The sequence below is a fragment of the Bacillus cereus group sp. MYBK5-2 genome (assembly GCF_051915685.1).
Classification (GTDB): domain Bacteria; phylum Bacillota; class Bacilli; order Bacillales; family Bacillaceae_G; genus Bacillus_A; species Bacillus_A cereus.
The window spans coordinates 105,116-125,748 of sequence record NZ_JBQAFE010000005.1 but is presented as its reverse complement, the minus strand read 5'-3'; the positions used below and the strand labels follow the sequence as shown (position 1 = coordinate 125,748).

The following is a 20,633-nucleotide window of genomic DNA, read 5'->3' as shown; positions in this document are numbered from 1 at the left end:
AAAAAAGATGGATCAAACTATGAATCCAAAACTTAAAAAATATAAACGTCTTTTCTTCACCGCAATGTTTTCGTGCGTCCTTTTCTTCGTTTTTTCTTTTTTTGTTATTATTATAGTTGCAAAAATTATGGGACCTCCTCCTGTTGCGGTCCCGCAAACAAGCGTCTTTTACGCAAACGATGATACTGTTATTGGACAAAGTAACGAAATTCAAAAACGTTACAATGTCTCTCTTAATGAAATTTCACCTTATGTAAAAGAAGCGACCCTTTCTATTGAAGATCAAAGATTTTATAAACATCACGGCTTCGATTTGAAACGGATTGCAGGTGCAATTGTTGCTGATTTAAAAGCGATGGCAAAGGTACAAGGAGCTAGTACAATTACACAACAATACGCGCGTAACCTGTATTTAGATCATGATAAAACGTGGAAACGAAAATTGTTAGAGGCAATGTACACTATCCGCCTTGAAGTAAACTATAATAAAAATCATATTTTAGAAGGATATTTAAATACAATTTATTACGGACATGGCGCTTATGGCATCGAAGCTGCGTCCCGTCTATATTTCGATAAAACGGCAAAAGAGTTAACATTAGCAGAAGCTAGTATGCTGGCAGGTATCCCGAAAGGGCCAAGTGTCTATTCTCCCTTTTTGAAAGAGGATCGTGCTAAAGGACGACAAGCTCTCATATTAGATGAAATGGTAAAGCAAGGATATATTACGAAGCAACAAGCAGCCTTAGCGAAGAAAGAAACACTAACTTTTGCCTCATTAGATACGAAAAAAGTAGCAGAGGTCGCACCATATTTCCAAGATGCTGTACAAGCTTCGCTTCTTCGTGATGTCGGATTAGACGAACAAGCTTTACAACGAGGTGGCTTACGAATTTATACAACGCTAGACCCTAAACTACAAGCTGTAGCAGAACAAGCTGTAAAGGATCATATACCTGACACAACAAACATACAAACTGCTCTCGTCTCTATGAATCCAACGACAGGTGAAGTGGCTGCTCTTGTTGGCGGAACCGATTATACTACGAGTCAATTTAACAGGGCTACACAGGCCATTCGTCAGCCTGGTTCTACATTTAAGCCATTTCTATATTATGCGGCATTAGAACGAGGATTCACGCCTGCTACGCGCTTAAAAAGCGAATATACTGTATTCACCTTAGGTGACGGCGTTTCAAAGTATAAACCGAAGAACTATAAAGATTATTATGCCGATGATTTCGTAACGATGGCACAAGCTCTCGCAGTCTCTGATAACATATATGCTGTGAAAACGAATTTGTTTTTAGGAGATGACGCGCTTGCAAAAACAGCGAAACAATTTGGAATTACAAGTGCATTAAAAGATGTACCTTCTCTAGCTCTCGGTACATCACCAGTAAAACCAATTGAAATGGTTAACGCTTATAGCATGTTCGCAAACGGTGGAAAAGAAGTAAAACCTACTTTCATTCGCCGCATTATGGATCATGAAGGAAATATATTATACGATGCTCATTTAGAGAGTAAACAAGTTCTCGACAAGAGCAAAGCGTTTGTAATGGAAGAAATGATGACTGGTATGTTTAATAAGAAACTAAGCAGTTATGCTGCTGTAACTGGCCAATCGATGTTATCAAAATTATCAAGAACATATGCCGGCAAATCTGGTTCTACTGAAACGGATAGTTGGATGATCGGATTTACTCCGCAAATCGTAACAGGTGTATGGGTCGGATATGATCAACCTAAATCTATTTCAAACGTAGCAGAACAAGGATATGCGAAGAAAATATGGACTGATACGATGGAGAAAGGCTTAGATGGACAGCCTAAAAAAGAATTTAAACAACCAAGTGACGTCGTAGCGGTTAATATCAATCCAGAGAACGGTAAAATTGCTACAAAAAATTGTCCTATTTCTGTGAAAATGTATTTCGCTAAAGGTACCGAACCGACTGAATATTGTATGGATCACGTCGATGATAAAGAAGAATTTGAAAAAACGACTGAAGAAAAGAAAAAAACAAGTTGGTGGAAAAAATATCTTCCTTGGTAAAAAAATAGCTGACGGGCACCCGTCAGCTATTTTTTATTCACTTAATAATGCACGGCGCAATTCTTCACTAGATTCGTTCCAAATCGCTTCATTATGTTCTTTCAAGAACGTACCAAGTACCTTTTTAGATGATTCATCCATATGGTCAACCATAATGTGACGCTTCAATGATTTATCCATTTTATTTACGTGTTCTGGAAGTGATTTATATCCGCGGCGAATCTCACGGTCAACTGTCATTTCACAAGCTGTTACACCTGCGTAATACGCACCTGTCGCAGTTCTTTCAATTGTTACCCAAACAAGCCAAAATGGTTTTCCATTTGGAACTTCATCTTTATTTGTTAAAAACTTAATACCTTTTTCTACTGTACTACGTGCATGCATCGCACCGATATCAACGAATGCAGTCTTCTCTAGTACATCAACAAATACAGGTGAAATGTTTTCTAAGCTTAATGCCCCAACACCAAATCCACCATGTCCATCTGTTGAATCATTTTTCACGATATTAAAACCGATTTTTTTCTTTTTCTCTGTCATATGTAAAATCCTCCTCACTTAAAAATTATAAAAGGCCAAAAATAGGCGCAATGATGCTATCTAAAAATACAAATACATGCGGAATAACTACCTGAAAAATAGGTTGAATTGTATAATTACTAAGCGGTGTAATAACGAGAATTAATAACGCAATTGCCCCGTATTTTTCATACTGTGTCATTTTCGCGCGAATATTTGCTGGCGCTAAATCTTCCACAACTCGATATCCATCAAGTGGCGGGATTGGTAATAAGTTAAATACAAGTAAAACGATATTCAGCATAATAAAAATCTGGAAAAATTGAGCTAACGTATCTGCCACTGCAGATGGAATTGAGTATAATACACCAAATTTTAATAAGCTATACCAAATAATTAAACCAATTGCACTTAAAATTAAGTTACTAATCGGCCCTGCAATTGAAACTAATATACCTGCCAGACGCGGTCTTTTAAAGTTATATGGGTTAACAGGAACTGGTCTTGCCCAACCGAATCCAAGAATTAATACTGCAATCAAACCGATAGGGTCTAAATGGGCCATCGGTGATAACGTTAAACGCCCTTGTCTCTTTGCTGTATCGTCCCCAAATTTATATGCAACATATGCATGTGCAAATTCATGAACGGATAGTGCAATAATAATTGCCATTGCTACTAACGGAATTTCGTGCAATGGATATCTAAATAACTGATCCATACTTCATCTCCTCTTCCATATGTCAAAAAAAGAAATTATTTGTTTTTTCGATTGTTCTTCCCCATAATCCGCTATAATAAGAGTGTAACTTACATAAAAGGAGCGATTGTACATGCCATACGTAACAGTGAAAATGCTAGAAGGACGCACAGAAGAACAAAAGAAAGCTCTTGCTGAGAAAGTAACAGCAGCAGTAAGCGAAACAACTGGTGCTCCTGAAGAAAACATCGTTGTTTTCATCGAAGAAATGTCTAAAAACCATTATGCAGTTGGCGGAAAACGCTTAAGCGACAAATAATTTCAAGTTTTTTCATAAGAAGCAGCCATTAGCTGCTTCTTATTTCTTTCCTTCTAACAACTCAATAATTCTCTCTTTATATTTTCCTTTTCTTCCATCTTCATAGATTAAATCATGTGGATAGAATAGCTTTTGATCCGTTCTTTTCTTACCTGTAATCGCCTCAACAATATCCGACTCACGTGAAAGCTCTCTAAGCTCTCCGTTTGGCATAAGAAGTAGGATTGGTAGACGCTCTTCTTCTTCTCCTGCACGATAAAAGTCATACGGTAAGTCTGATGTTGAATCAACTACTAAATAATACTCCGGATCAAGTCCAATCTTTTTAAATAAACTACTTAATTCCATCCAATTATCTAAACCGTGTTTATCTGTAAACTCTACATATTTAAATAGATTTCGATTCATAAAACGGCGGCATAAATCGCTTAAAATTGGATCTTCTTCTTCCTGCCATACTTGGAAGTAGTAATACATAACGTTCTCGTCTAACTTTAAATAATCCTCTACTGTTACTTCTTCTTCAAATAAAGAATAGAAATGAACAGGATGATTTTTAAATGTATAATACTTCTCGTGCAGTGATTTCGCACGGTGTAAAATCTTCGTTAAAATAACTTCTGCACTTCGCGTTACCGGGTGGAAATATACTTGCCAATACATTTGATAACGACTCATAATGTAATGCTCAACAGCATGCATACCACTATTTTTAATGACTACTTGATTCCCATACGGACGCATTACACGCAGTATACGTTCCATATCGAAATTTCCGTACTTTACGCCTGTAAAATAAGCATCTCTTAATAAATAATCCATACGATCCGCATCAATTTGACTCGAAATCATACTAATCGCTAATTTATTAGTAGACGTTTTTGCAATTACATCTGCTACCTTTTGTGGAAACTCCTTATCAACACGACTTAATACATCATTAATCTCCGTATCGCCAACGATAATCTTTTGCGTAAATTTCTCATGATCTAATGAAAATACTTTTTCAAACGAGTGAGAAAATGGGCCGTGGCCGACATCATGAAGTAATGCCGCACATAAACATAACAATCTATCTTCAGCATTCCAATTTGGTCTGCCATCAAACACATCATCAATCATACGACGAATAATTTCGTATACACCTAACGAATGAGTAAAGCGACTATGCTCTGCACCGTGAAATGTAAAAAATGTCGTTCCAAGCTGCTTAATACGGCGCAAGCGTTGAAATTCTTTCGTTCCGATTAAATCCCAAATAACACGATCACGCACGTGCACATATTTATGTACTGGGTCTTTAAACACTTTTGTTTCGCTGAGTTTGTCGTTTAAATATACCACTTTCCGACATCCCCCTTTCTTTACTACATTCTTACTTTATATTATAAACGAAATGAGAAACAGAAAGAAATGAAAGACTGTATTAATTCCCTTTATAAAAAGAAAAAATCACCTTTACCGAAGTAAAAGTGATTTCCTTTATACATTATTTACCTAAAACGAATTCAGCAACTTCGTCTAAGATCATATCTTTCCCAAGTGGGAAGTAACCTTTGTTTAAGTCTTCATTTTTAATTGTAAATACGTGGTTGTTTTTAACAGCGTTCATGTTTTTCCAAATTGATTCTTCTTGGAATTCTTTCAAGCGCTGAGAACCGTCACCAGTTGTAAACACGAATAAGTAATCTGGGTTGTAATCGATTAAAGCTTCTTTTTGTACTTGTACTAACGGTTTATCAGTTGGTGTACCTTTAACTGCTGGTAGTTTTAAATCATTAAAGATTACGCTACCGTAACCGTAGTCACCGTATACGCGGAAAGCATTTGGATATGCAGCCATTTTCATAAATGTTGCTTCACCAGTTTTAGCGACGATTTTGTCATGTAATTTGCTTGCTTTTTCATCATACTTTTTGAACCATTCTTTTGTTTCTTTTTCTTTACCGAAAATTTGACCTACTTCTTCAAATTTTGGACGCCATTGATCTAATGGAGTGTTTAACATAACTGTTGGTGCAATTTTAGATAATTGATCATAAATCTTTTCTTGACGATTATTTACAAGAATTAAATCTGGTTTTGCAGCAGCTACTGCTTCGATGTTAATTTTATCGCCCCAAGCAGAACCAACTGGTTTAACGTCTTTTAGTTTCTTTTCAATATGTGCATCAATTTTTTCTTGAGATGTATTAGCAGTAATAACCGGTTTCATACCGAAAATTAATAATTCTTCTGTTGAACCACTAAGGTCAGCAATTTTCTTTGGGTTTGCAGGAATTTTAATTTCCCCTTTTGCATGTTTTACAGTGCGCTCTTCAGTCTTTGCATCTGCTTTCTTTTCTTCTTCTTTGTTAGAACAAGCTGCAAATAGTACAGAAGTCACAACTAGTACCATTGCTAATAGTGCCATTTTAAAATTCTTCATGTTCCCACTCCTTCTAGCTGTATTTATCTTATAAGTTACAACGAACTATAAGAAACAAAGATAACAATTAATCAATATATATTTATTAATTGTTGTTAATAACCCATTCTAACGGGCGTTCAACTTCCCATTCTTATATAAGAAGCTCAACGTCCATTAGAAGTCCCCCTCTTCACGAGGGGGTTCTACTTATGCTTTTTTACGCAATTGATTACTAATCATCGCTAAATCATATGTTAAACAAATTGGCTTACAGTTTACTGGACATGGAACGATTTGAGCTTCAATCTCAAATACGTTACGAAGTGTTTCACTTGTCATAACTTCATCTGGCGTTCCTTGTTTCATTAACTTACCTGCTTTTAATGCAATCATATGATCTGAGAAACGAGAAGCGTGATTTAAGTCATGGATAACCATAACAATCGTTCTACCTTCTTCTTCATTTAACTTTTTCAATAAGTTTAATACTTCTAATTGATGAGCCATATCTAAGTACGTCGTTGGTTCATCCAATACAAGTAATTCTGTTCCTTGTGCAAGAGCCATTGCAATCCAAACACGTTGACGTTGACCGCCTGATAACGCTTCTGCTGGACGATTCGCAAATTCTTTCATTCCTGTCACTTCAAGTGCCCAGTTAATGTAGCGATAATCCTCTTCTTTCAACGTGCCAAACCCTTTTTGATGAGGGAATCTTCCATATGACACAAGCTCAAATACAGTAAGACCCGTTGGCACTTCTGCAGTTTGTGGTAAAATCGCCATTTTCTTTGCAATTTCTTTCGTTGGCTGTTTCTCAATTGCTTTTCCGTCAAGATAAACAGTACCTTGCTTTGCCTTCAAAATACGAGACGCCGTTTTTAATAATGTGGACTTCCCACAACCATTTGGTCCAATAATTGTTGTAATTTTCCCTTCCGGAATTTCAACTGTTAACCCATCAATAATTAAACCTTCATTATAGCCAACAGATACCGCATCCACCGCTAAAGTTGCCATACGAAAAGCCTCCCTTTATTTTGTCCTCATAAGTAAATAAATGAAATACGGTGCACCAATTACAGAAATAACAAGACCGACTGGTATTTCTGAAGTTGTTAGTACACTTCTTGAAATTACGTCTGCGAATAAAAGTAAAAACGTTCCTATTAGCGCAGCTGTGGGCAACATAATTTGATGTTTACCACCAACAAGGCGCCTTGCTAAATGCGGGGCCATTAAACCGATAAAGCCAATTCCGCCGGCAACAGCAACAGATGCACCTGCTAAACAAACTGCAATAAATAATAATTTACGTCTTTCTTTTTCTACGTTTACACCAAGGCCAACTGCTGTAGAATCGCCTAGGTTCATTACATTTAATATGTGTGCTTTACTTATAGCAAGCGGTAAGAAAATAACCATCCATGGAAGTACACTTAATACGAATTTCCAATCTGTCCCCCATAGACTTCCCGCCAGCCAAATCGTAGCAAAACGAAAATCGTTAGATGTCATCTTCATAGAGAAAATTAAACTAACAGCTCCAAATCCAGCTGCAACGGCAATACCGACTAGTATTAATCGAGTCGATGAAACGCCGTCTTTCCATGCTAGTAAATAAATAATTACCGCTGCTAATATCGCTCCAACTAGTGCAAAGAATGGAAGAATGAATACAGATAAAAATGTACCAGTCCCTACTTTTCCGAAGAAGAAGTAGACGAATATAACAACTGTTAATCCCGCTCCAGCATTAATACCTATAATACCTGGATCAGCAAGCGGATTTCGTGATAAACCTTGCAAAATCGCGCCTGACATAGCTAAAGCAGATCCGACTAGTATAGCAATTACCATACGCGGCATACGGAATTCAAATAAAATAACAGACTGATCTTCAGCCCCTAGTCCAACCAATGACTTTAATACGTCCATTGGCGGGATTTTAAAAGTTCCTGTATTTAAACTAATAAGAAATATAGAAACGATTAGTCCTACTAAAATCGTTAATATAGAAATGTTCTTTTTTGTTAAGACACTCGTCCTCACATCTTTCCTCTCCCTTCATTACGTGCTAAGTAGAGGAAGAATGGAACCCCAATTAGCGCTGTAATTGCTCCAATTGGCGTTTCAAATGGCGGGTTAATAACGCGAGATAACATATCTGCACATTCAATTAACAGCCCACCTAAGACCGCAGAACATGGAATAACCCATCTATAGTCCGAGCCTACGAGGAAACGAGTCATATGCGGAATTACAAGACCAACAAATCCAACTGATCCTGCCATGGAAACTGCGGAACCCGTTAAAACAAGAACAAGTACTGTTCCGATAAATTTAATCAATGTCGTATTTTGACCAAGTCCAATTGCAATTTCTTCACCGAAGCTCAAAATTGTAATATATCTCGACATCATAATTGCGATAAAAAGACAAACAAGGCCAATTGGCACTAACATATTAATACTTTGCCATTTCACTCCAGCGACTCCGCCTGCATTCCACATACTCACCTCTTGGGCAAGATTGAAATACAATGCGATTCCAGATGAAATTGCCCCTAATAAAGCACTAATAGCTGCACCTGCTAAAGCTAATTTCACAGGTGTTAATCCACCTGGTGAAGAAGATCCAATTCCATATACAATGCTTGCACCAAACGCAGCTCCAATAAAAGATGCGATAACAAACATTAAATAAGGTGAATTAGGGAAAAATGCATACATAATTGCAATTCCAAATACAGCTCCATCTGTAATCCCCATTAACGATGGTGAAGCAAGTGGATTTCGCGTCATACCTTGCATAATTGCTCCTGATACCGCTAAAAAGGCACCTGCAACTACGCCCCCTATTGCTCTAGGCATGCGAAGTTCTTGAATTACGTTATGATGTGTAATAGATCCATCAAACTGAAATACAGCTTGCCATACAGTCTTTAAACTAATATCTGCAGCCCCAAAAGAAATAGAAACTGCCATGCTTAAAGCTAACAAAATTGTACCCGCTACTAAAATAATAGAAGCGATGAGCGGTCTGCTCTTAATCTCTTTAACATTCTCTTCTTGCTGTTCTATACTGCTTGCGCTCGCTTCCATCCCTCAACCATCCTAACCAACAACATATATTTATTGAAATGAAATTTATTCTCAAATAGTAATAAAAAAATTAGGTGAATTGTTATTTCCCTGATAATGATTCTCAGAATCAGACACTTCTATTCTACCTATCGCTTTAAAAGACTGTCAACCATTATTTTGAAATATAAATTTATATAAATTGGAATTTTAATACAAAAGTTATGTCCATCCTTTAGAAAACGTTCATCCACACAAGATTACTTTCGCAGAATAAACCATTCCTCTTATGGGCATAAAAAAAGAAGAGGAATCTTTTCACTCTTCTTTTTCTTACTTATTTAACTTTGCTTCAATTTTCATGATTAACTCATCTTCTGTTGGAGCCGCAACTGGACGGTTATTTACAAATGCGAATGATTTTTTACGACCAGGACCACAGTAAGACTGACATCCAACTTCAATCGTTGCACATGAATCTACTTTTTTTAGCTTCGGAACTAACGTTTTAACGTTCGTTGCCTGACAGTCATCGCACACGCGAAACTCGTTTCCCATTATATAACACTTCCTCTATTTTAAACTTTTCTCAAGTACATTTAAAAATAAACACTAAATGGTATTTTACCGCTCTTTGAAGCTCGTTGCAAGTTTCCCTACAAAGCCTATTCTCTACATATTGCTACATATTTATATGCTCTCCTACAGAAGCGCTCACCATTCATGGGAAAATTTTTACCTTTCATCGAAATCTACCATATTTTTAAAAGCTTTGTATAAAAGTTTATTTTTTTGCCCATTATAAAAATAGGAAGTTCATAAAAAGAAAGGGAGTTGAATCTATGAAAGTAAGACAAGATGCTTGGACAGATGAGGATGATTTATTACTTGCTGAAACGGTACTTCGTCATGTTAGAGAAGGAAGTACGCAATTAAATGCATTTGAGGAAGTAGGGGATCAGTTAAATCGTACATCTGCTGCTTGTGGTTTCCGCTGGAATGCTGTTGTTCGCTATAGCTATGAACAAGCTCTTCAACTAGCAAAAAAACATCGTAAAGATAAAATGCGTGCTGCAAGCGGTGAACAAGCGAAAAAACGTTTACTTTATACACCACCAGCTTCAGATTCGATAACTGATTATGAAGAATTAGTACAAGAAGAATCAATCGTACAATATAAAGAAGCTATTCCATATCAAGAATCTACTGCTCCTGCTGCAAGAAGCTCTATGACAATGCAAGATGTTATTTATTTTTTACAAACAGTCGGATCTTCAAATATAAAAGTGACAGCTCTTGAAAACGAGAATACGAGATTGAAACAAGAAATTAAAGCACAAATCCTTCGGAATGAGGAACTAGAAAAGAAACTAGAAAAATTAGAAAAGCAATCTCATACTGTACAAGAAGATTACGAAACACTTATGAACATTATGAACCGTGCTCGTAAATTGGCAGTCATGGATGACGAAGAACGTTCTCAAACATCTTTCCGAATGGACCGAAACGGTAATTTAGAAAAAATTGCAGAATAAAAAGGATGCATGTAATGCATCCTTTTTATTATTTCACCTCTAAGCTCCCCCTTTATATGTGAGAAAACTCCATTCTTCATTTTTTGCTATAATAGAGATTGTCATTTTAAAGATAAGGGGTTAGTTATATGAGCAATTCCCGTTCCATTTTATCTCAGCCAGAGTGGCGCATTGTAGATCAATCTAGTTTAGGACCAACATTCCATGCACTTCAGTCATTCGCAATGGATGACACATTATGCACAAGCATTGGAAATGGCAAGTCAGCCGCAACAATGCGTTCTTGGGTTCATCACAATACAATTGTCCTTGGCATTCAAGATTCACGCCTTCCGCATTTAGAAGAAGGTATTTCTTTTTTAAAACAAAACAACTTCAATGTCATTGTTCGTAATTCTGGCGGGCTTGCGGTCGTGCTTGATGAAGGTGTTTTAAATGTATCACTTTTATTTCAAGAAACAGAAAAAGGTATCGATATCGATCTTGGATACGATACAATGTGGCATTTGATTAAGGAGATGTTAAAGGATTACGACGTTACTATCGAGGCAAAAGAAATTGTTGGCTCTTACTGTCCTGGTAGTTATGACTTAAGTATTCGCGATCAAAAATTCGCTGGTATTTCACAACGTCGTATTCGCGGGGGTATCGCTGTCCAAATTTACCTCTGTGCTACCGGAAGTGGCTCTGAGCGTGCCGCACTCGTTCGTGATTTCTACAACCTAGCAATTCAAGGGGAAGAAACACGCTTTACGTACCCTGAAATTGTACCAAGTACGATGGCCTCACTCTCAGAATTACTTGGCGAAACCATTACAGTACAAGATTTAATGATGCGTCTTTTAAAAACATTGCAGCAATTCGCTCCAAAGTTAACAACATCTCAATTAACAATAGACGAGATTCCTTTATATGAGACGAATTTACAACGTATTATTGATCGTAATAATAAAGCACTTGGCTTAGAAAAATAAAGAACGTCGCTATAATAGCGACGTTCTTTATTTCAATTCATTATAGAATTAAAGTGCTTGAGCTGCTGTAATTAAAGCTAACTTGTACACTTCTTCTTCGTTACATCCACGAGACAGATCATTTACAGGCATGTTTAAGCCTTGTAAGATTGGTCCTACTGCTTCGAAGTTACCTAAACGTTGAGCGATTTTGTAGCCGATATTACCAGCTTCTAAGCTTGGGAATACGAATACGTTAGCATCACCTTTAATTGTAGAACCTGGAGCTTTTTTCTCAGCTACAGATGGTACGAATGCAGCATCGAATTGGAATTCTCCATCTAAAGTTAACTCAGGAGCCATTTCTTTTGCAATGCGAGTTGCTTCTACAACTTTTTCTGTTTCTGGAGATTTCGCAGAACCTTTTGTAGAGAAGCTTAACATAGCAACACGTGGATCAATGCCGAATAACTCAGCAGTTTTCGCACTTTCGATACCGATTTCAGCTAAATCTTGGCTGTTTGGTGCAATGTTAATTGCGCAATCAGCGAATACATATTTCTCTTCTTCACGTACCATGATGAATACGCCAGAAGTTTTTGTAACGCCTGGTTTTGTTTTAATAATTTGAAGTGCTGGACGAACTGTATCAGCTGTAGAGTGAGCTGCACCACTTACTAAACCGTGTGCTTTGCCCATGTATACAAGCATTGTACCGAAGTAGTTTTCGTCTTTAAGGATTTTGCGAGCGTCTTCTTCAGTTGCTTTACCTTTACGGCGTTCAACGAAAGATGCTACCATTGCATCCATTTCTTCGTATGTAGCTGGGTCGTAAATATCAACGCCTGCTAATGTTAAATTCATGCTAGCAGCTTTTGCGCTAATTTCTTCCTTATTACCAACTAAGATTGGTTTTACTAACTCTTCTTTTGCTAAACGCTCTGCAGCGCCTAAAATTCTTTCATCAGTTCCTTCAGGAAGTACGATAGAAATGCCTTTTCCTTGAACTTTTTCTTTTACTGTTGTAAATAAGTTGCTCACGAATAAACCCTCCTACATATGTTAAAAAAACTCTATCTTTAAGAATACTGCTTTTCTTCTATATTTTAAACTTATAGCTCCCAAAAAATAGATAAAATAAAAATGATTATATTTTCATAAAATTCAGCCGTTAAATTCACCTTGCTTAAACACTTAAATGTGACAATTTTATGCGCCAAGGTTTTATATAGATGATTTTAAAACTATATATGCTATAGTTAACGTGTAAAACTATCATTAACTGAGGTGAATAGAATGAGTGAAGCAACAACAACGTTAGATGGCTGGTATTGTTTACATGATTTACGTTCTATTGATTGGGCTGCATGGAAAACATTATCTAGCGACGAACGCGGACAAGCAGTGTCTGAATTTTTAAATGTCGTTGAAAAATGGAACGAAGTAGCTACTGCGAAAAAAGGTAGTCACGCAATGTATACAGTTGTTGGCCAAAAAGCTGATATTATGCTTATGATTTTACGTCCAACAATGGAAGAGTTAAATGAAATTGAGACAGAATTGAATAAAACAACTTTAGCTGAATATATGGTTCCTGCATATTCTTACGTATCTGTTGTTGAATTAAGCAACTACCTTCCAGCTGATGAGGATCCATACCAAAACCCGCAAATTTTAGCTCGTTTATATCCTGAATTACCGAAAGCAAATCATATTTGCTTCTATCCAATGGATAAGCGTCGCCAAGGTGATGACAACTGGTACATGCTTCCTATGGAAGAACGTAAAAAAATGATGTACAGCCATAGTAAAATTGGTCGTCAATACGCAGGTAAAGTACGCCAAGTGATTTCAGGATCTGTTGGATTCGACGATTTCGAATGGGGCGTAACATTATTCGCTGACGATGTTCTTCAATTTAAGAAACTTATATACGAAATGCGCTTCGATGAAGTAAGTGCTCGTTATGGTGAATTTGGAACATTCTTCGTTGGAAACATTTTACCAGACGAAAAAGTAGAGAAATTTTTACACATATAAAATGGTGAAAAGGAACGAAATTCGTTCCTTTTTTTATTCTTCTCTATATTTATCCTCAAAAATCTCCTTTTTTCTGCACTTTTGAAGAAAAACCAACATTTTTTCAAATTTCTTGTAAAATTGTAACCTTTTTATATGTAAAGATATGCTAAAATGATACGAGCTATATGCTAAATAACGATGCGAAGGTGATAATCTATATGAAAAAAATCTTGTCTATTTTACTATTGCTTGTATTGTCAATTTCTTCCTTAGGAGTAACAACATCCCATGCGGAAGAAAAAATACATATTGAGGCGGCTGCTGCACTTTTATTTGATGCAGATACAGGAAAAATACTTCACGAGCAAAATCCAGATGAATTGCTAGCTATTGCTAGTATGTCAAAATTAATTGTTGTTTACGCTGTTTTAGAAGCAATTAAAGAAGGAAAAATCACATGGGATACGAAAGTAAATATTTCTGATTACGCTTATGAAGTCTCTCGTAATAATGAATTCTCTAATGTACCGTTCGAAAAAGGACGTCAATATACTGTAAAAGAATTATATCATTCTATTGTTATATTCTCTGCAAATGGATCTAGTATTGCTTTAGCAGAACTTCTTGCAGGAAGTGAGAAAAACTTCTTAAATCTTGCAAATGAACATGCTAAAAAGCTAGGATTAAAGAAATATAAATTTGTAAACGCTACTGGCTTAAATAACGCTGACTTAAAAGGAAAACATCCTGAGGGTACTGATCCAAATGCAGAAAACTCTATGTCAGCTCGTGATATGGGTATGCTTTCAAAAGCAATGATTACAAAGTATCCAGAAATGCTAGAGGATACAAAACAAAGATTTAGAAACTTCCCAGACAATCACCCAAAACCAATTCGTATGGAAAACTGGAATTGGATGTTACCAGGAGCTGCTTTCGCTTATGAAGGTACTGATGGTTTAAAAACCGGAAGTTCTGATACAGCTGGATACGGATTTACCATTACTGCTAAACGTGGTGATGTACGTCTTATCTCGGTTATTATTAAAACAAAATCAATGGATGAACGTTTCACGGAATCTCGTGAATTAATCGAATATGGATTTAATAACTTTGAAAAACAAAAACTAAAAGTTAATAAAAACAATACAATCTCTGTAGTAAAAGGGAAAGAAGACCAAGTAACTGTTGCACCCGAAAAAGAAATAACAGTAATTGCGAAAAAAGGTAGCAAAGAGCCTTATAAAATTGGAACTGAATTAGATAAATCTCTTTCTGAAGATGGACATTTAGTTGCTCCTATTAAGAAAGACACCAAAGTAGGCTCAATTACTTTAGAATCAACTGATAAATATGGTTTCTTAGACGGTAGTAAAAGTATGAAAGTTACTGCAAAAACGACAGAGGAAGTTGAAAAAGCAAATTGGTTTGTGTTAACAATGCGCTCTATTGGTGATTTCTTCTCAAACTTATGGTCTAAAGTTTTTTAATAAAAAAGCTGGCTCACGCTAGCTTTTTTTATTTTCCACTCTCAATGTAAAACTTCGTTTGGTTGTCATATCTGAGTCCTTTTCCTCATACGTATGAACTAGTAATTGTTACACACTTCATCTAGAGATAAAGTGAAACTTTAATCAGTGGGGGAATCCCCCGCTGATTATTAGTTGAACCAATCGGGCGTTTACGGGCAGTTTGATCTCCCATCTAATTTCTTTACTTCAACCAAATTTTAGGGCAGGAGTCTTACTGCCCGTTAATGCGGGATAAACCTCTTTCCAAAAGGTATTACAAAAAGAGAGGTGACACATAATGGGCGTTATTGCTTATAACGAAGAAGATGTAAAGTTGTTGGCTAGACTGATGCGTGCTGAAGCCGAAGGAGAAGGGCAACAAGGAATGTTAATGGTCGGAAACGTTGGGGTAAATCGTGTCCGCGGAAATTGTTTAGACTTTAAAAGCATTCGTAATTTACGTCAAATGGTTTATCAAAACCCCGGCGGTTTTGAAGCAACGCAAAAAGGATATTTTTATCAACGGGCACGCGAACAAGATATTGCCCTAGCGAGACGGACCATTCAAGGGCAACGTTTTTGGCCTGCCAACTTTGCCTTATGGTTCTTTAGACCTGAAGGTGCATGTCCACCAACTTGGTATAACCAACAAAACTCTGGTCGCTTTAAAAAGCACTGCTTCTTCCAGCCATCTGCTGGAGACTGCCCTAGCGTATATTAAGGAATAAAAATGAGGAGGGATTTTTGAATGGCACAGCAACAAAATCCGTACTATGGAACAGGTTTTTATCAACCATCTGGAACTTATGTACAACCGCAACAAATGACTCAACAACAGCAGCAAGCGATGCAACAACAAACAGCTCAAGCTGCGCAAGCTCAATATGCAATTTCTCAAGGCATGTTACCTCTAGAGCAATCCTATATTGAAAATATCCTTCGTTTAAACAAAGGTAAGCAAGCTACGGTTGTAATGACCTATGAACGTGGCAGTTCCCTTGGCACACAATCTTATACAGGTATTATTGAAGCAGCTGGCCGTGACCATATCGTTATTAGTGAACCGCAATCAGGAAAACGCTATTTACTACTAATGATCTACTTAGATTACGTAGAATTTCCAGAAGAAATTACGTATTTACCTAGTCAACAAGCAACTTATACTCCAAGACCATAAAAAAAGCTGGCAAATGCCAGCTTTTGTTTTTTTATAATCCTTTTACAACTGCAGTCCCTACTAGAATCCACGCCACAATAAACGCTACACCACCAAGAGGTGTAATTGGACCAAAGAACTTAATACCTGTCGTACTTAATGCATACAAACTACCTGAGAACATAATAATTCCAGCTACCATTAGCCAACCAGCAGTAGTTAAAAGTGATGATTGAACCTTATCCATCAATAAAGCAACTACGAATAGTCCACCTGCATGAAACATTTGATATGTAACGCCTGTTTTCCACACTTCTAACATTTTTGCAGAAATTTTATTTTCTAAACCGTGTGCTCCAAAGGCCCCTAATGCAACAGATAGCCCCGCTGCAATACAACCTAGTAAAAAGAAAATTTTCATCTTAATTCCCCTTTTTTACCTTTATCATAAGCAATTTTTGCATATAAGCCAAACGATTTATCTTCTAAAAATCAAATAAAGAATTACCGTTTGCATCACTTTCTTTTATATATACCGGCTCCCCAGAAACAGGTGCAATTGGTTGCATAGTTGTTACTGGTTGTGATCCAATTACTTGCGATGGAATTTGCGGTTCTCTATATGTAGATGTTTCAACTTGTTCATCTAATAATAAGTCACATAAAGCACGCACAACTAATAAATGTTCTTTTGACTTTTGTCCTTCACTACTTTTCGCCTTCGCAATTTCATTCGCCATTTTATTTAAAATCTTGTCGCTAGATATTTGCATTCCTTATCACCTCGTACTTTGTAATTCTTTCTCGAATTGTCCCAATTTCTCTACTGAACCAAATACTATTATCATATCACGTTCTTTCAATTTTTCCTGCCCTGTCGGATTATGTATAATATTCCCATTTCTTGAAATCGCTAATATTGTTACATCAAACTGATTCCTTACATTACTCTCTAGTAACGATTTACCAACTAATATTGAATCTTTTCCAACTAGAATTTCTTCAATGACAAATGACTGTTCTACTCCATACAACACTGTATCAATATAATGAACGGTTAATGGATTTGCAATACCTTTTGCGATATGAATACCTGCCATACTAGATGGATTAATAACCTTATTTGCACCGGCGCGCCTTAATTTCTCTTCAGTTTCTGGCTTTTCAGATCTCGCAACAATTTTAATCGTATCGTTTAATCCTCTTGCTGTTAATGTAATAAATACATTTTCGGCATCATTTGCAACAATAGCAACTAAACCAGCCGCTTTTAAAATTCCGGCATTATGTAATACTTGATCTTCCGTTGCATCTCCATGTACAAATAAAAGCTTTTCCTGCTCCAATATACTTTCATCTTTATCAACAACGACAAATGGAATATTCTTTTCTTGCAATTCATGTACAACTTGAAGCCCCACTCTACCGCAACCACATACTATAATATGATTTTTCAACTGCGCTATTTGTTTATCCATCTTCTTCCTCCGTACTGCATGAAATAAATTCCCTTCAATAATCATAGCTGCCACTACCCCAATTGCATACGTAACAATACCTACGCCAACAGGAATAATAAGAAGCGCAAATACTTTCCCCGCTTGCGTTACAGGAACGGCATCTCCGTATCCAACAGTCAATACAGTAATCATTGTCATCCAAAATGCTTGAAACAAACTAATCTCTTCAATCGTCATAAATCCTATCGTTCCTAGAATTACAACAAAAGTCATACATATAACTGCTATCCATAATTGCTTACGTGCATTCATACCGTGTTTCAACTCTTTTCTCTATCTACAATCTTTGCCAGTGGAAATAAAATACGTATATACTAGATACGGAATCTATGAAAGAGGTTGATATAATGAAGACATTTCTTTCCGCCTTACAATGGGCACTATTTATTTTAGCTGGAAGCCTTATTGTACCAATTAGTGTCGCAACTAGTTATGGTCTTGATGGTGCTGAAGCTATCGCATTCGTACAAAGAACGTTATTTGTTCTAGGTTTTGCTGGTCTCTTGCAAGCTATATTTGGGCATAAACTTCCTATTCAAGAAGGTCCTGCTGGCCTTTGGTGGGGAATTTTCTCCCTTTACGCAAGTTTAGGCGTCGTGCTATTTGGATCAAGCAATGAGACACTTAAAGTTCTTCAATATGCTTTCTTATTAAGCGGTATTATTTGTATTATTCTTAGCATTTTTGGACTTATTGATAAACTTGTTCGCTATTTTACACCGACAGTCATTGGAACGTATTTATTTCTTCTTGTCGCGCAGCTTAGTGGCTCCTTCTTAAAGGGAATGTTTGGCCTTGATGGAAAACATACAGAAGTACAACCTAACGTATTTATTCTTTCACTCATTGTTATTTTACTATCCTTTTTCATCATGAAGCTACCTATTATTGGACAATATTCCGTTCTTTTCAGTATCGTATGCGGCTGGATATTATTCGCATGTTTCGGATTATCTAATCCAATAACACCAGTGACAGACATAATCCGTTTTCCATCCTTATTTGTTTTCGGAATGCCTCGTGTTGAATGGAACATGGTAATTACGGTCATTTTCGTTACACTCTTACTTCTAACAAATATGTTAGCAAGCATTCGCGTTGTACAAAAGGTTGTCTCTAAATATGAAGAAAACGCTGCATCAGATCGTTTTAAACAAGCTGGCATTATAACAGGAATCAACCAATTGCTAGGCGGCCTATTTTCAGCTATTGGGCCTGTCGCTATTTCTGGATCAGCAGGTTTTATTGCAACGACTAATATTTATAAACGTCTCCCGTTTATATTAGGGTCAAGCTTTATTATTGTCGTTAGTATATTTCCAAAGATTACTTCATTCTTTGCAGCAATCCCTGTTGCAGTTGGTTATGCCGCTATTTATCCTGTATTCGCAAGCATGATTGGTCTCGCCTTTCGAGAATACGAAACTGTCCAGGATAAAGAACGATTATTTAAAGTAGCCGGTCTTTCAATCTTTACAGGAGTCGGAGTTATGTTTGTTCCAGCAGGAGCATATTCCACACTTCCACCATTTCTAGCATCGTTTTTAAGTAATGGTCTCGTTCTTGGATCTGTAATGGCAATCTTGCTAGAAATACTATTTTCTCGTTCCGCTGCAAAACAAATATCTTAAATTGGAAAACTTCCATTATTGCACTCTACCTTTAGAGTTGTTACGATAAAATCAAACTTTAATCATTGGGGTTTTATTCTTCCCCAATGATTATTAACCAATATTATGAGCAACAACTCATAATAATTTATCTACTTCTTTTCAAAGAGGTTTGATGTCTTACTATTATTCCTCAACATCTTCATGAACATGTATTTTGATTTCAATTAAAGAAAGGAATTTTCTATATGACTTATAAAATGATTGTTTTAGATTTAGATGATACTTTATTACGTGATGACCATACTATTTCACCTCGTACGAAAGAAGCGTTAATGACTGCACAAGAGCAAGGTGTAAAGGTTGTACTTGCTTCTGGACGTCCAACGTTTGGTATGCGCAATGTAGCCAAAGAACTTCGTTTAGAAGAATACGGCAGTTTCATTCTATCTTTTAATGGTGCAAAAATTATTAACTGTAAAACAAACGAAGAAATCTTTAGTAGTACGCTATCTCCTGAAATCGTTCACAACCTATTTGAAATTAGTCAAACTGAAGATGTATGGATTCATACTTATATGGGCGATGATATCGTAACGGAAGAAAATAATCCTTATACTGAAATTGAGGGCGATATTACCGGTATGCCAATTGTTGTAGTAGATGACTTTAAAGCCGCAGTTAAAGAGCCTGTAGTAAAAGTATTAATGAATAAAGAGGCTGAACGCCTTGTTGAAGTTGAAAAGAAACTACAAAAACAACTAGAAGGCCAATTAAGCGTGATGCGTTCGAAACCATTCTTCTTAGAATTTACAGAAGCCGGTGTTACAAAAGGAACGAGCTTAAACAAACTGATTCAAAAGCTTGGCATTAAGCGTGAAGAAGTTATCGCAATGGGCGATAGCTATAACGACCAAGCAATGATTGAATTTGCTGGTCTTGGCGTTGCAATGGGAAATGCACCTGAGGATATTAAAGAAATTGCAAACTACGTAACAGATACAAATATGAACGATGGTGTTGCAAAAGTTGTAGAGAAATTCGTTTTAAAAACGGATGTACTTGTTTAATATTTTCATTCACAAAACCTATTTGAAGTCAAATACTTCAAATAGGTTTTTATTTAAATTCTCATGCTTTTGTGACTATATTTTGAACTTTGCACTATTCTCGTAGTGTAAACTTTCTTTTTGTATATAATGAAACAAAATAGACTATTTTATTTTGAAAAAG

22 protein-coding genes are annotated in these 20,633 nt (G+C 36.5%); 10 read left to right on the top strand and 12 right to left on the bottom strand.

The features are described from left to right. Window positions 1-7 precede the first annotated feature (7 nt). Entirely contained in the window at window positions 8-2,059 is a 2,052-nt protein-coding gene (locus ACTFP3_RS18495) for a transglycosylase domain-containing protein (protein WP_006922007.1), read from the top strand. A gap of 33 nt (window positions 2,060-2,092) precedes the next feature. Here ACTFP3_RS18495 and ACTFP3_RS18490 read toward each other — a convergent pair whose 3' ends face one another. Both ACTFP3_RS18490 and ACTFP3_RS18485 read right to left on the bottom strand, forming a co-directional pair. Then, window positions 2,093-2,602, bottom strand: coding sequence for a YwhD family protein (locus tag ACTFP3_RS18490; protein WP_000136678.1), 510 nt, complete (start codon window positions 2,600-2,602; stop codon window positions 2,093-2,095). Between the two features lie 25 nt (window positions 2,603-2,627). Then, window positions 2,628-3,302, bottom strand: coding sequence for a site-2 protease family protein (locus ACTFP3_RS18485; RefSeq protein ID WP_000372445.1), 675 nt, complete (start codon window positions 3,300-3,302; stop codon window positions 2,628-2,630). 112 nt (window positions 3,303-3,414) lie between these two features. Here ACTFP3_RS18485 and ACTFP3_RS18480 point away from each other — a divergent pair, with 112 nt between their 5' ends. Next, window positions 3,415-3,600, top strand: a complete 186-nt coding sequence (locus tag ACTFP3_RS18480) for a 2-hydroxymuconate tautomerase (RefSeq protein WP_001147171.1) — start codon at window positions 3,415-3,417, stop codon at window positions 3,598-3,600. Window positions 3,601-3,639: 39 nt separating this feature from the next. Here the strand turns inward: ACTFP3_RS18480 and ACTFP3_RS18475 are convergent, their stop codons facing one another. The 6 genes from ACTFP3_RS18475 to ACTFP3_RS18450 all read right to left on the bottom strand — a co-directional run bounded on the left by ACTFP3_RS18475 (window position 3,640) and on the right by ACTFP3_RS18450 (window position 9,651). Then, complete coding sequence (locus ACTFP3_RS18475) at window positions 3,640-4,944, bottom strand: HD domain-containing protein (protein ID WP_000262730.1); 1,305 nt, start codon at window positions 4,942-4,944, stop codon at window positions 3,640-3,642. Window positions 4,945-5,089: 145 nt separating this feature from the next. Further along, window positions 5,090-6,028: an ABC transporter substrate-binding protein gene (locus ACTFP3_RS18470; protein WP_000787724.1), complete on the bottom strand. Its 939-nt coding sequence runs from the start codon at window positions 6,026-6,028 to the stop codon at window positions 5,090-5,092. Window positions 6,029-6,217: 189 nt separating this feature from the next. Beyond that, a complete protein-coding gene (locus ACTFP3_RS18465) occupies window positions 6,218-7,030 on the bottom strand; it encodes an ABC transporter ATP-binding protein (protein ID WP_000212068.1) in 813 nt (270 codons plus the stop codon). Between the two features lie 15 nt (window positions 7,031-7,045). Further along, complete coding sequence (locus tag ACTFP3_RS18460; protein ID WP_001260757.1) at window positions 7,046-8,062, bottom strand: FecCD family ABC transporter permease; 1,017 nt, start codon at window positions 8,060-8,062, stop codon at window positions 7,046-7,048. Next, entirely contained in the window at window positions 8,059-9,114 is a 1,056-nt protein-coding gene (locus tag ACTFP3_RS18455; RefSeq protein WP_000388294.1) for a FecCD family ABC transporter permease, read from the bottom strand. Before ACTFP3_RS18455 ends, ACTFP3_RS18460 begins: the two co-directional genes overlap by 4 nt. Before the next feature lie 312 nt (window positions 9,115-9,426). Then, on the bottom strand, window positions 9,427-9,651 hold the full coding sequence (locus tag ACTFP3_RS18450; protein ID WP_149150091.1) for a DUF1450 domain-containing protein: 225 nt from the start codon (window positions 9,649-9,651) through the stop codon (window positions 9,427-9,429). 284 nt (window positions 9,652-9,935) lie between these two features. On the opposite strand from ACTFP3_RS18450, the gene ACTFP3_RS18445 reads away from it, so the two are divergent. Continuing rightward, complete coding sequence (locus ACTFP3_RS18445; protein ID WP_000868358.1) at window positions 9,936-10,628, top strand: RsfA family transcriptional regulator; 693 nt, start codon at window positions 9,936-9,938, stop codon at window positions 10,626-10,628. Window positions 10,629-10,756: 128 nt separating this feature from the next. Continuing rightward, window positions 10,757-11,602 carry a lipoate--protein ligase family protein gene (locus tag ACTFP3_RS18440; protein WP_440010956.1) on the top strand — a complete coding sequence of 282 codons (846 nt, stop codon included), beginning with the start codon at window positions 10,757-10,759 and terminating at the stop codon, window positions 11,600-11,602. 48 nt (window positions 11,603-11,650) lie between these two features. Here the strand turns inward: ACTFP3_RS18440 and pta are convergent, their stop codons facing one another. Then, window positions 11,651-12,622 carry a phosphate acetyltransferase gene (gene pta / locus ACTFP3_RS18435; RefSeq protein WP_000067215.1) on the bottom strand — a complete coding sequence of 324 codons (972 nt, stop codon included), beginning with the start codon at window positions 12,620-12,622 and terminating at the stop codon, window positions 11,651-11,653. A gap of 255 nt (window positions 12,623-12,877) precedes the next feature. Between pta and hemQ the strand changes: the two genes are divergently transcribed. From hemQ to gerQ, 4 genes are all read left to right on the top strand, one after another. After that, on the top strand, window positions 12,878-13,621 hold the full coding sequence (gene hemQ, locus ACTFP3_RS18430) for a hydrogen peroxide-dependent heme synthase (RefSeq protein WP_001287595.1): 744 nt from the start codon (window positions 12,878-12,880) through the stop codon (window positions 13,619-13,621). Window positions 13,622-13,821: 200 nt separating this feature from the next. Next, a complete protein-coding gene (locus ACTFP3_RS18425) occupies window positions 13,822-15,093 on the top strand; it encodes a serine hydrolase (protein WP_000722870.1) in 1,272 nt (423 codons plus the stop codon). Window positions 15,094-15,412: 319 nt separating this feature from the next. Next, window positions 15,413-15,835, top strand: coding sequence for a cell wall hydrolase CwlJ (cwlJ, locus tag ACTFP3_RS18420; protein WP_000538167.1), 423 nt, complete (start codon window positions 15,413-15,415; stop codon window positions 15,833-15,835). Window positions 15,836-15,862: 27 nt separating this feature from the next. Next, complete coding sequence (gene gerQ, locus ACTFP3_RS18415) at window positions 15,863-16,291, top strand: spore coat protein GerQ (RefSeq protein WP_000068652.1); 429 nt, start codon at window positions 15,863-15,865, stop codon at window positions 16,289-16,291. Window positions 16,292-16,322: 31 nt separating this feature from the next. Here the strand turns inward: gerQ and ACTFP3_RS18410 are convergent, their stop codons facing one another. From ACTFP3_RS18410 to ACTFP3_RS18400, 3 genes are all read right to left on the bottom strand, one after another. Next, the gene (locus ACTFP3_RS18410; protein ID WP_000688315.1) at window positions 16,323-16,691 is read right to left on the bottom strand and encodes a DUF423 domain-containing protein; all 369 of its coding nucleotides are present in this window, start codon (window positions 16,689-16,691) and stop codon (window positions 16,323-16,325) included. A 64-nt stretch (window positions 16,692-16,755) separates the two neighbouring features. Continuing rightward, on the bottom strand, window positions 16,756-17,043 hold the full coding sequence (locus tag ACTFP3_RS18405) for a YwdI family protein (protein WP_001167352.1): 288 nt from the start codon (window positions 17,041-17,043) through the stop codon (window positions 16,756-16,758). 6 nt (window positions 17,044-17,049) lie between these two features. Continuing rightward, window positions 17,050-18,042, bottom strand: a complete 993-nt coding sequence (locus ACTFP3_RS18400; protein ID WP_000993984.1) for a potassium channel family protein — start codon at window positions 18,040-18,042, stop codon at window positions 17,050-17,052. Between the two features lie 95 nt (window positions 18,043-18,137). Between ACTFP3_RS18400 and ACTFP3_RS18395 the strand changes: the two genes are divergently transcribed. Further along, window positions 18,138-19,421, top strand: a complete 1,284-nt coding sequence (locus ACTFP3_RS18395; protein ID WP_326035752.1) for a purine/pyrimidine permease — start codon at window positions 18,138-18,140, stop codon at window positions 19,419-19,421. Between the two features lie 227 nt (window positions 19,422-19,648). Further along, window positions 19,649-20,470 (top strand): Cof-type HAD-IIB family hydrolase, encoded by an 822-nt coding sequence (locus tag ACTFP3_RS18390; protein WP_000221397.1) that lies wholly within the window; start codon window positions 19,649-19,651, stop codon window positions 20,468-20,470. Window positions 20,471-20,633: the final 163 nt, after the last annotated feature.

Excerpts from the sequence above, each read along its gene's own strand:
- ACTFP3_RS18480 (WP_001147171.1), top strand. The coding sequence starts at position 3,415 with ATGCCATACGTAACAGTGAAAATGCTAGAAGGACGCACAGAAGAACAA.
- ACTFP3_RS18455 (WP_000388294.1), bottom strand. The coding sequence starts at position 9,114 with ATGGAAGCGAGCGCAAGCAGTATAGAACAGCAAGAAGAGAATGTTAAA.
- ACTFP3_RS18410 (WP_000688315.1), bottom strand. The coding sequence starts at position 16,691 with ATGAAAATTTTCTTTTTACTAGGTTGTATTGCAGCGGGGCTATCTGTT.
- ACTFP3_RS18440 (WP_440010956.1), top strand. The coding sequence starts at position 10,757 with ATGAGCAATTCCCGTTCCATTTTATCTCAGCCAGAGTGGCGCATTGTA.
- ACTFP3_RS18485 (WP_000372445.1), bottom strand. The coding sequence starts at position 3,302 with ATGGATCAGTTATTTAGATATCCATTGCACGAAATTCCGTTAGTAGCA.
- ACTFP3_RS18445 (WP_000868358.1), top strand. The coding sequence starts at position 9,936 with ATGAAAGTAAGACAAGATGCTTGGACAGATGAGGATGATTTATTACTT.
- ACTFP3_RS18470 (WP_000787724.1), bottom strand. The coding sequence starts at position 6,028 with ATGAAGAATTTTAAAATGGCACTATTAGCAATGGTACTAGTTGTGACT.
- ACTFP3_RS18400 (WP_000993984.1), bottom strand. The coding sequence starts at position 18,042 with ATGAATGCACGTAAGCAATTATGGATAGCAGTTATATGTATGACTTTT.
- ACTFP3_RS18395 (WP_326035752.1), top strand. The coding sequence starts at position 18,138 with ATGAAGACATTTCTTTCCGCCTTACAATGGGCACTATTTATTTTAGCT.
- ACTFP3_RS18450 (WP_149150091.1), bottom strand. The coding sequence starts at position 9,651 with ATGGGAAACGAGTTTCGCGTGTGCGATGACTGTCAGGCAACGAACGTT.
- ACTFP3_RS18465 (WP_000212068.1), bottom strand. The coding sequence starts at position 7,030 with ATGGCAACTTTAGCGGTGGATGCGGTATCTGTTGGCTATAATGAAGGT.
- hemQ (WP_001287595.1), top strand. The coding sequence starts at position 12,878 with ATGAGTGAAGCAACAACAACGTTAGATGGCTGGTATTGTTTACATGAT.
- cwlJ (WP_000538167.1), top strand. The coding sequence starts at position 15,413 with ATGGGCGTTATTGCTTATAACGAAGAAGATGTAAAGTTGTTGGCTAGA.
- ACTFP3_RS18490 (WP_000136678.1), bottom strand. The coding sequence starts at position 2,602 with ATGACAGAGAAAAAGAAAAAAATCGGTTTTAATATCGTGAAAAATGAT.
- ACTFP3_RS18495 (WP_006922007.1), top strand. The coding sequence starts at position 8 with ATGGATCAAACTATGAATCCAAAACTTAAAAAATATAAACGTCTTTTC.
- ACTFP3_RS18405 (WP_001167352.1), bottom strand. The coding sequence starts at position 17,043 with ATGCAAATATCTAGCGACAAGATTTTAAATAAAATGGCGAATGAAATT.
- ACTFP3_RS18425 (WP_000722870.1), top strand. The coding sequence starts at position 13,822 with ATGAAAAAAATCTTGTCTATTTTACTATTGCTTGTATTGTCAATTTCT.
- gerQ (WP_000068652.1), top strand. The coding sequence starts at position 15,863 with ATGGCACAGCAACAAAATCCGTACTATGGAACAGGTTTTTATCAACCA.
- ACTFP3_RS18390 (WP_000221397.1), top strand. The coding sequence starts at position 19,649 with ATGACTTATAAAATGATTGTTTTAGATTTAGATGATACTTTATTACGT.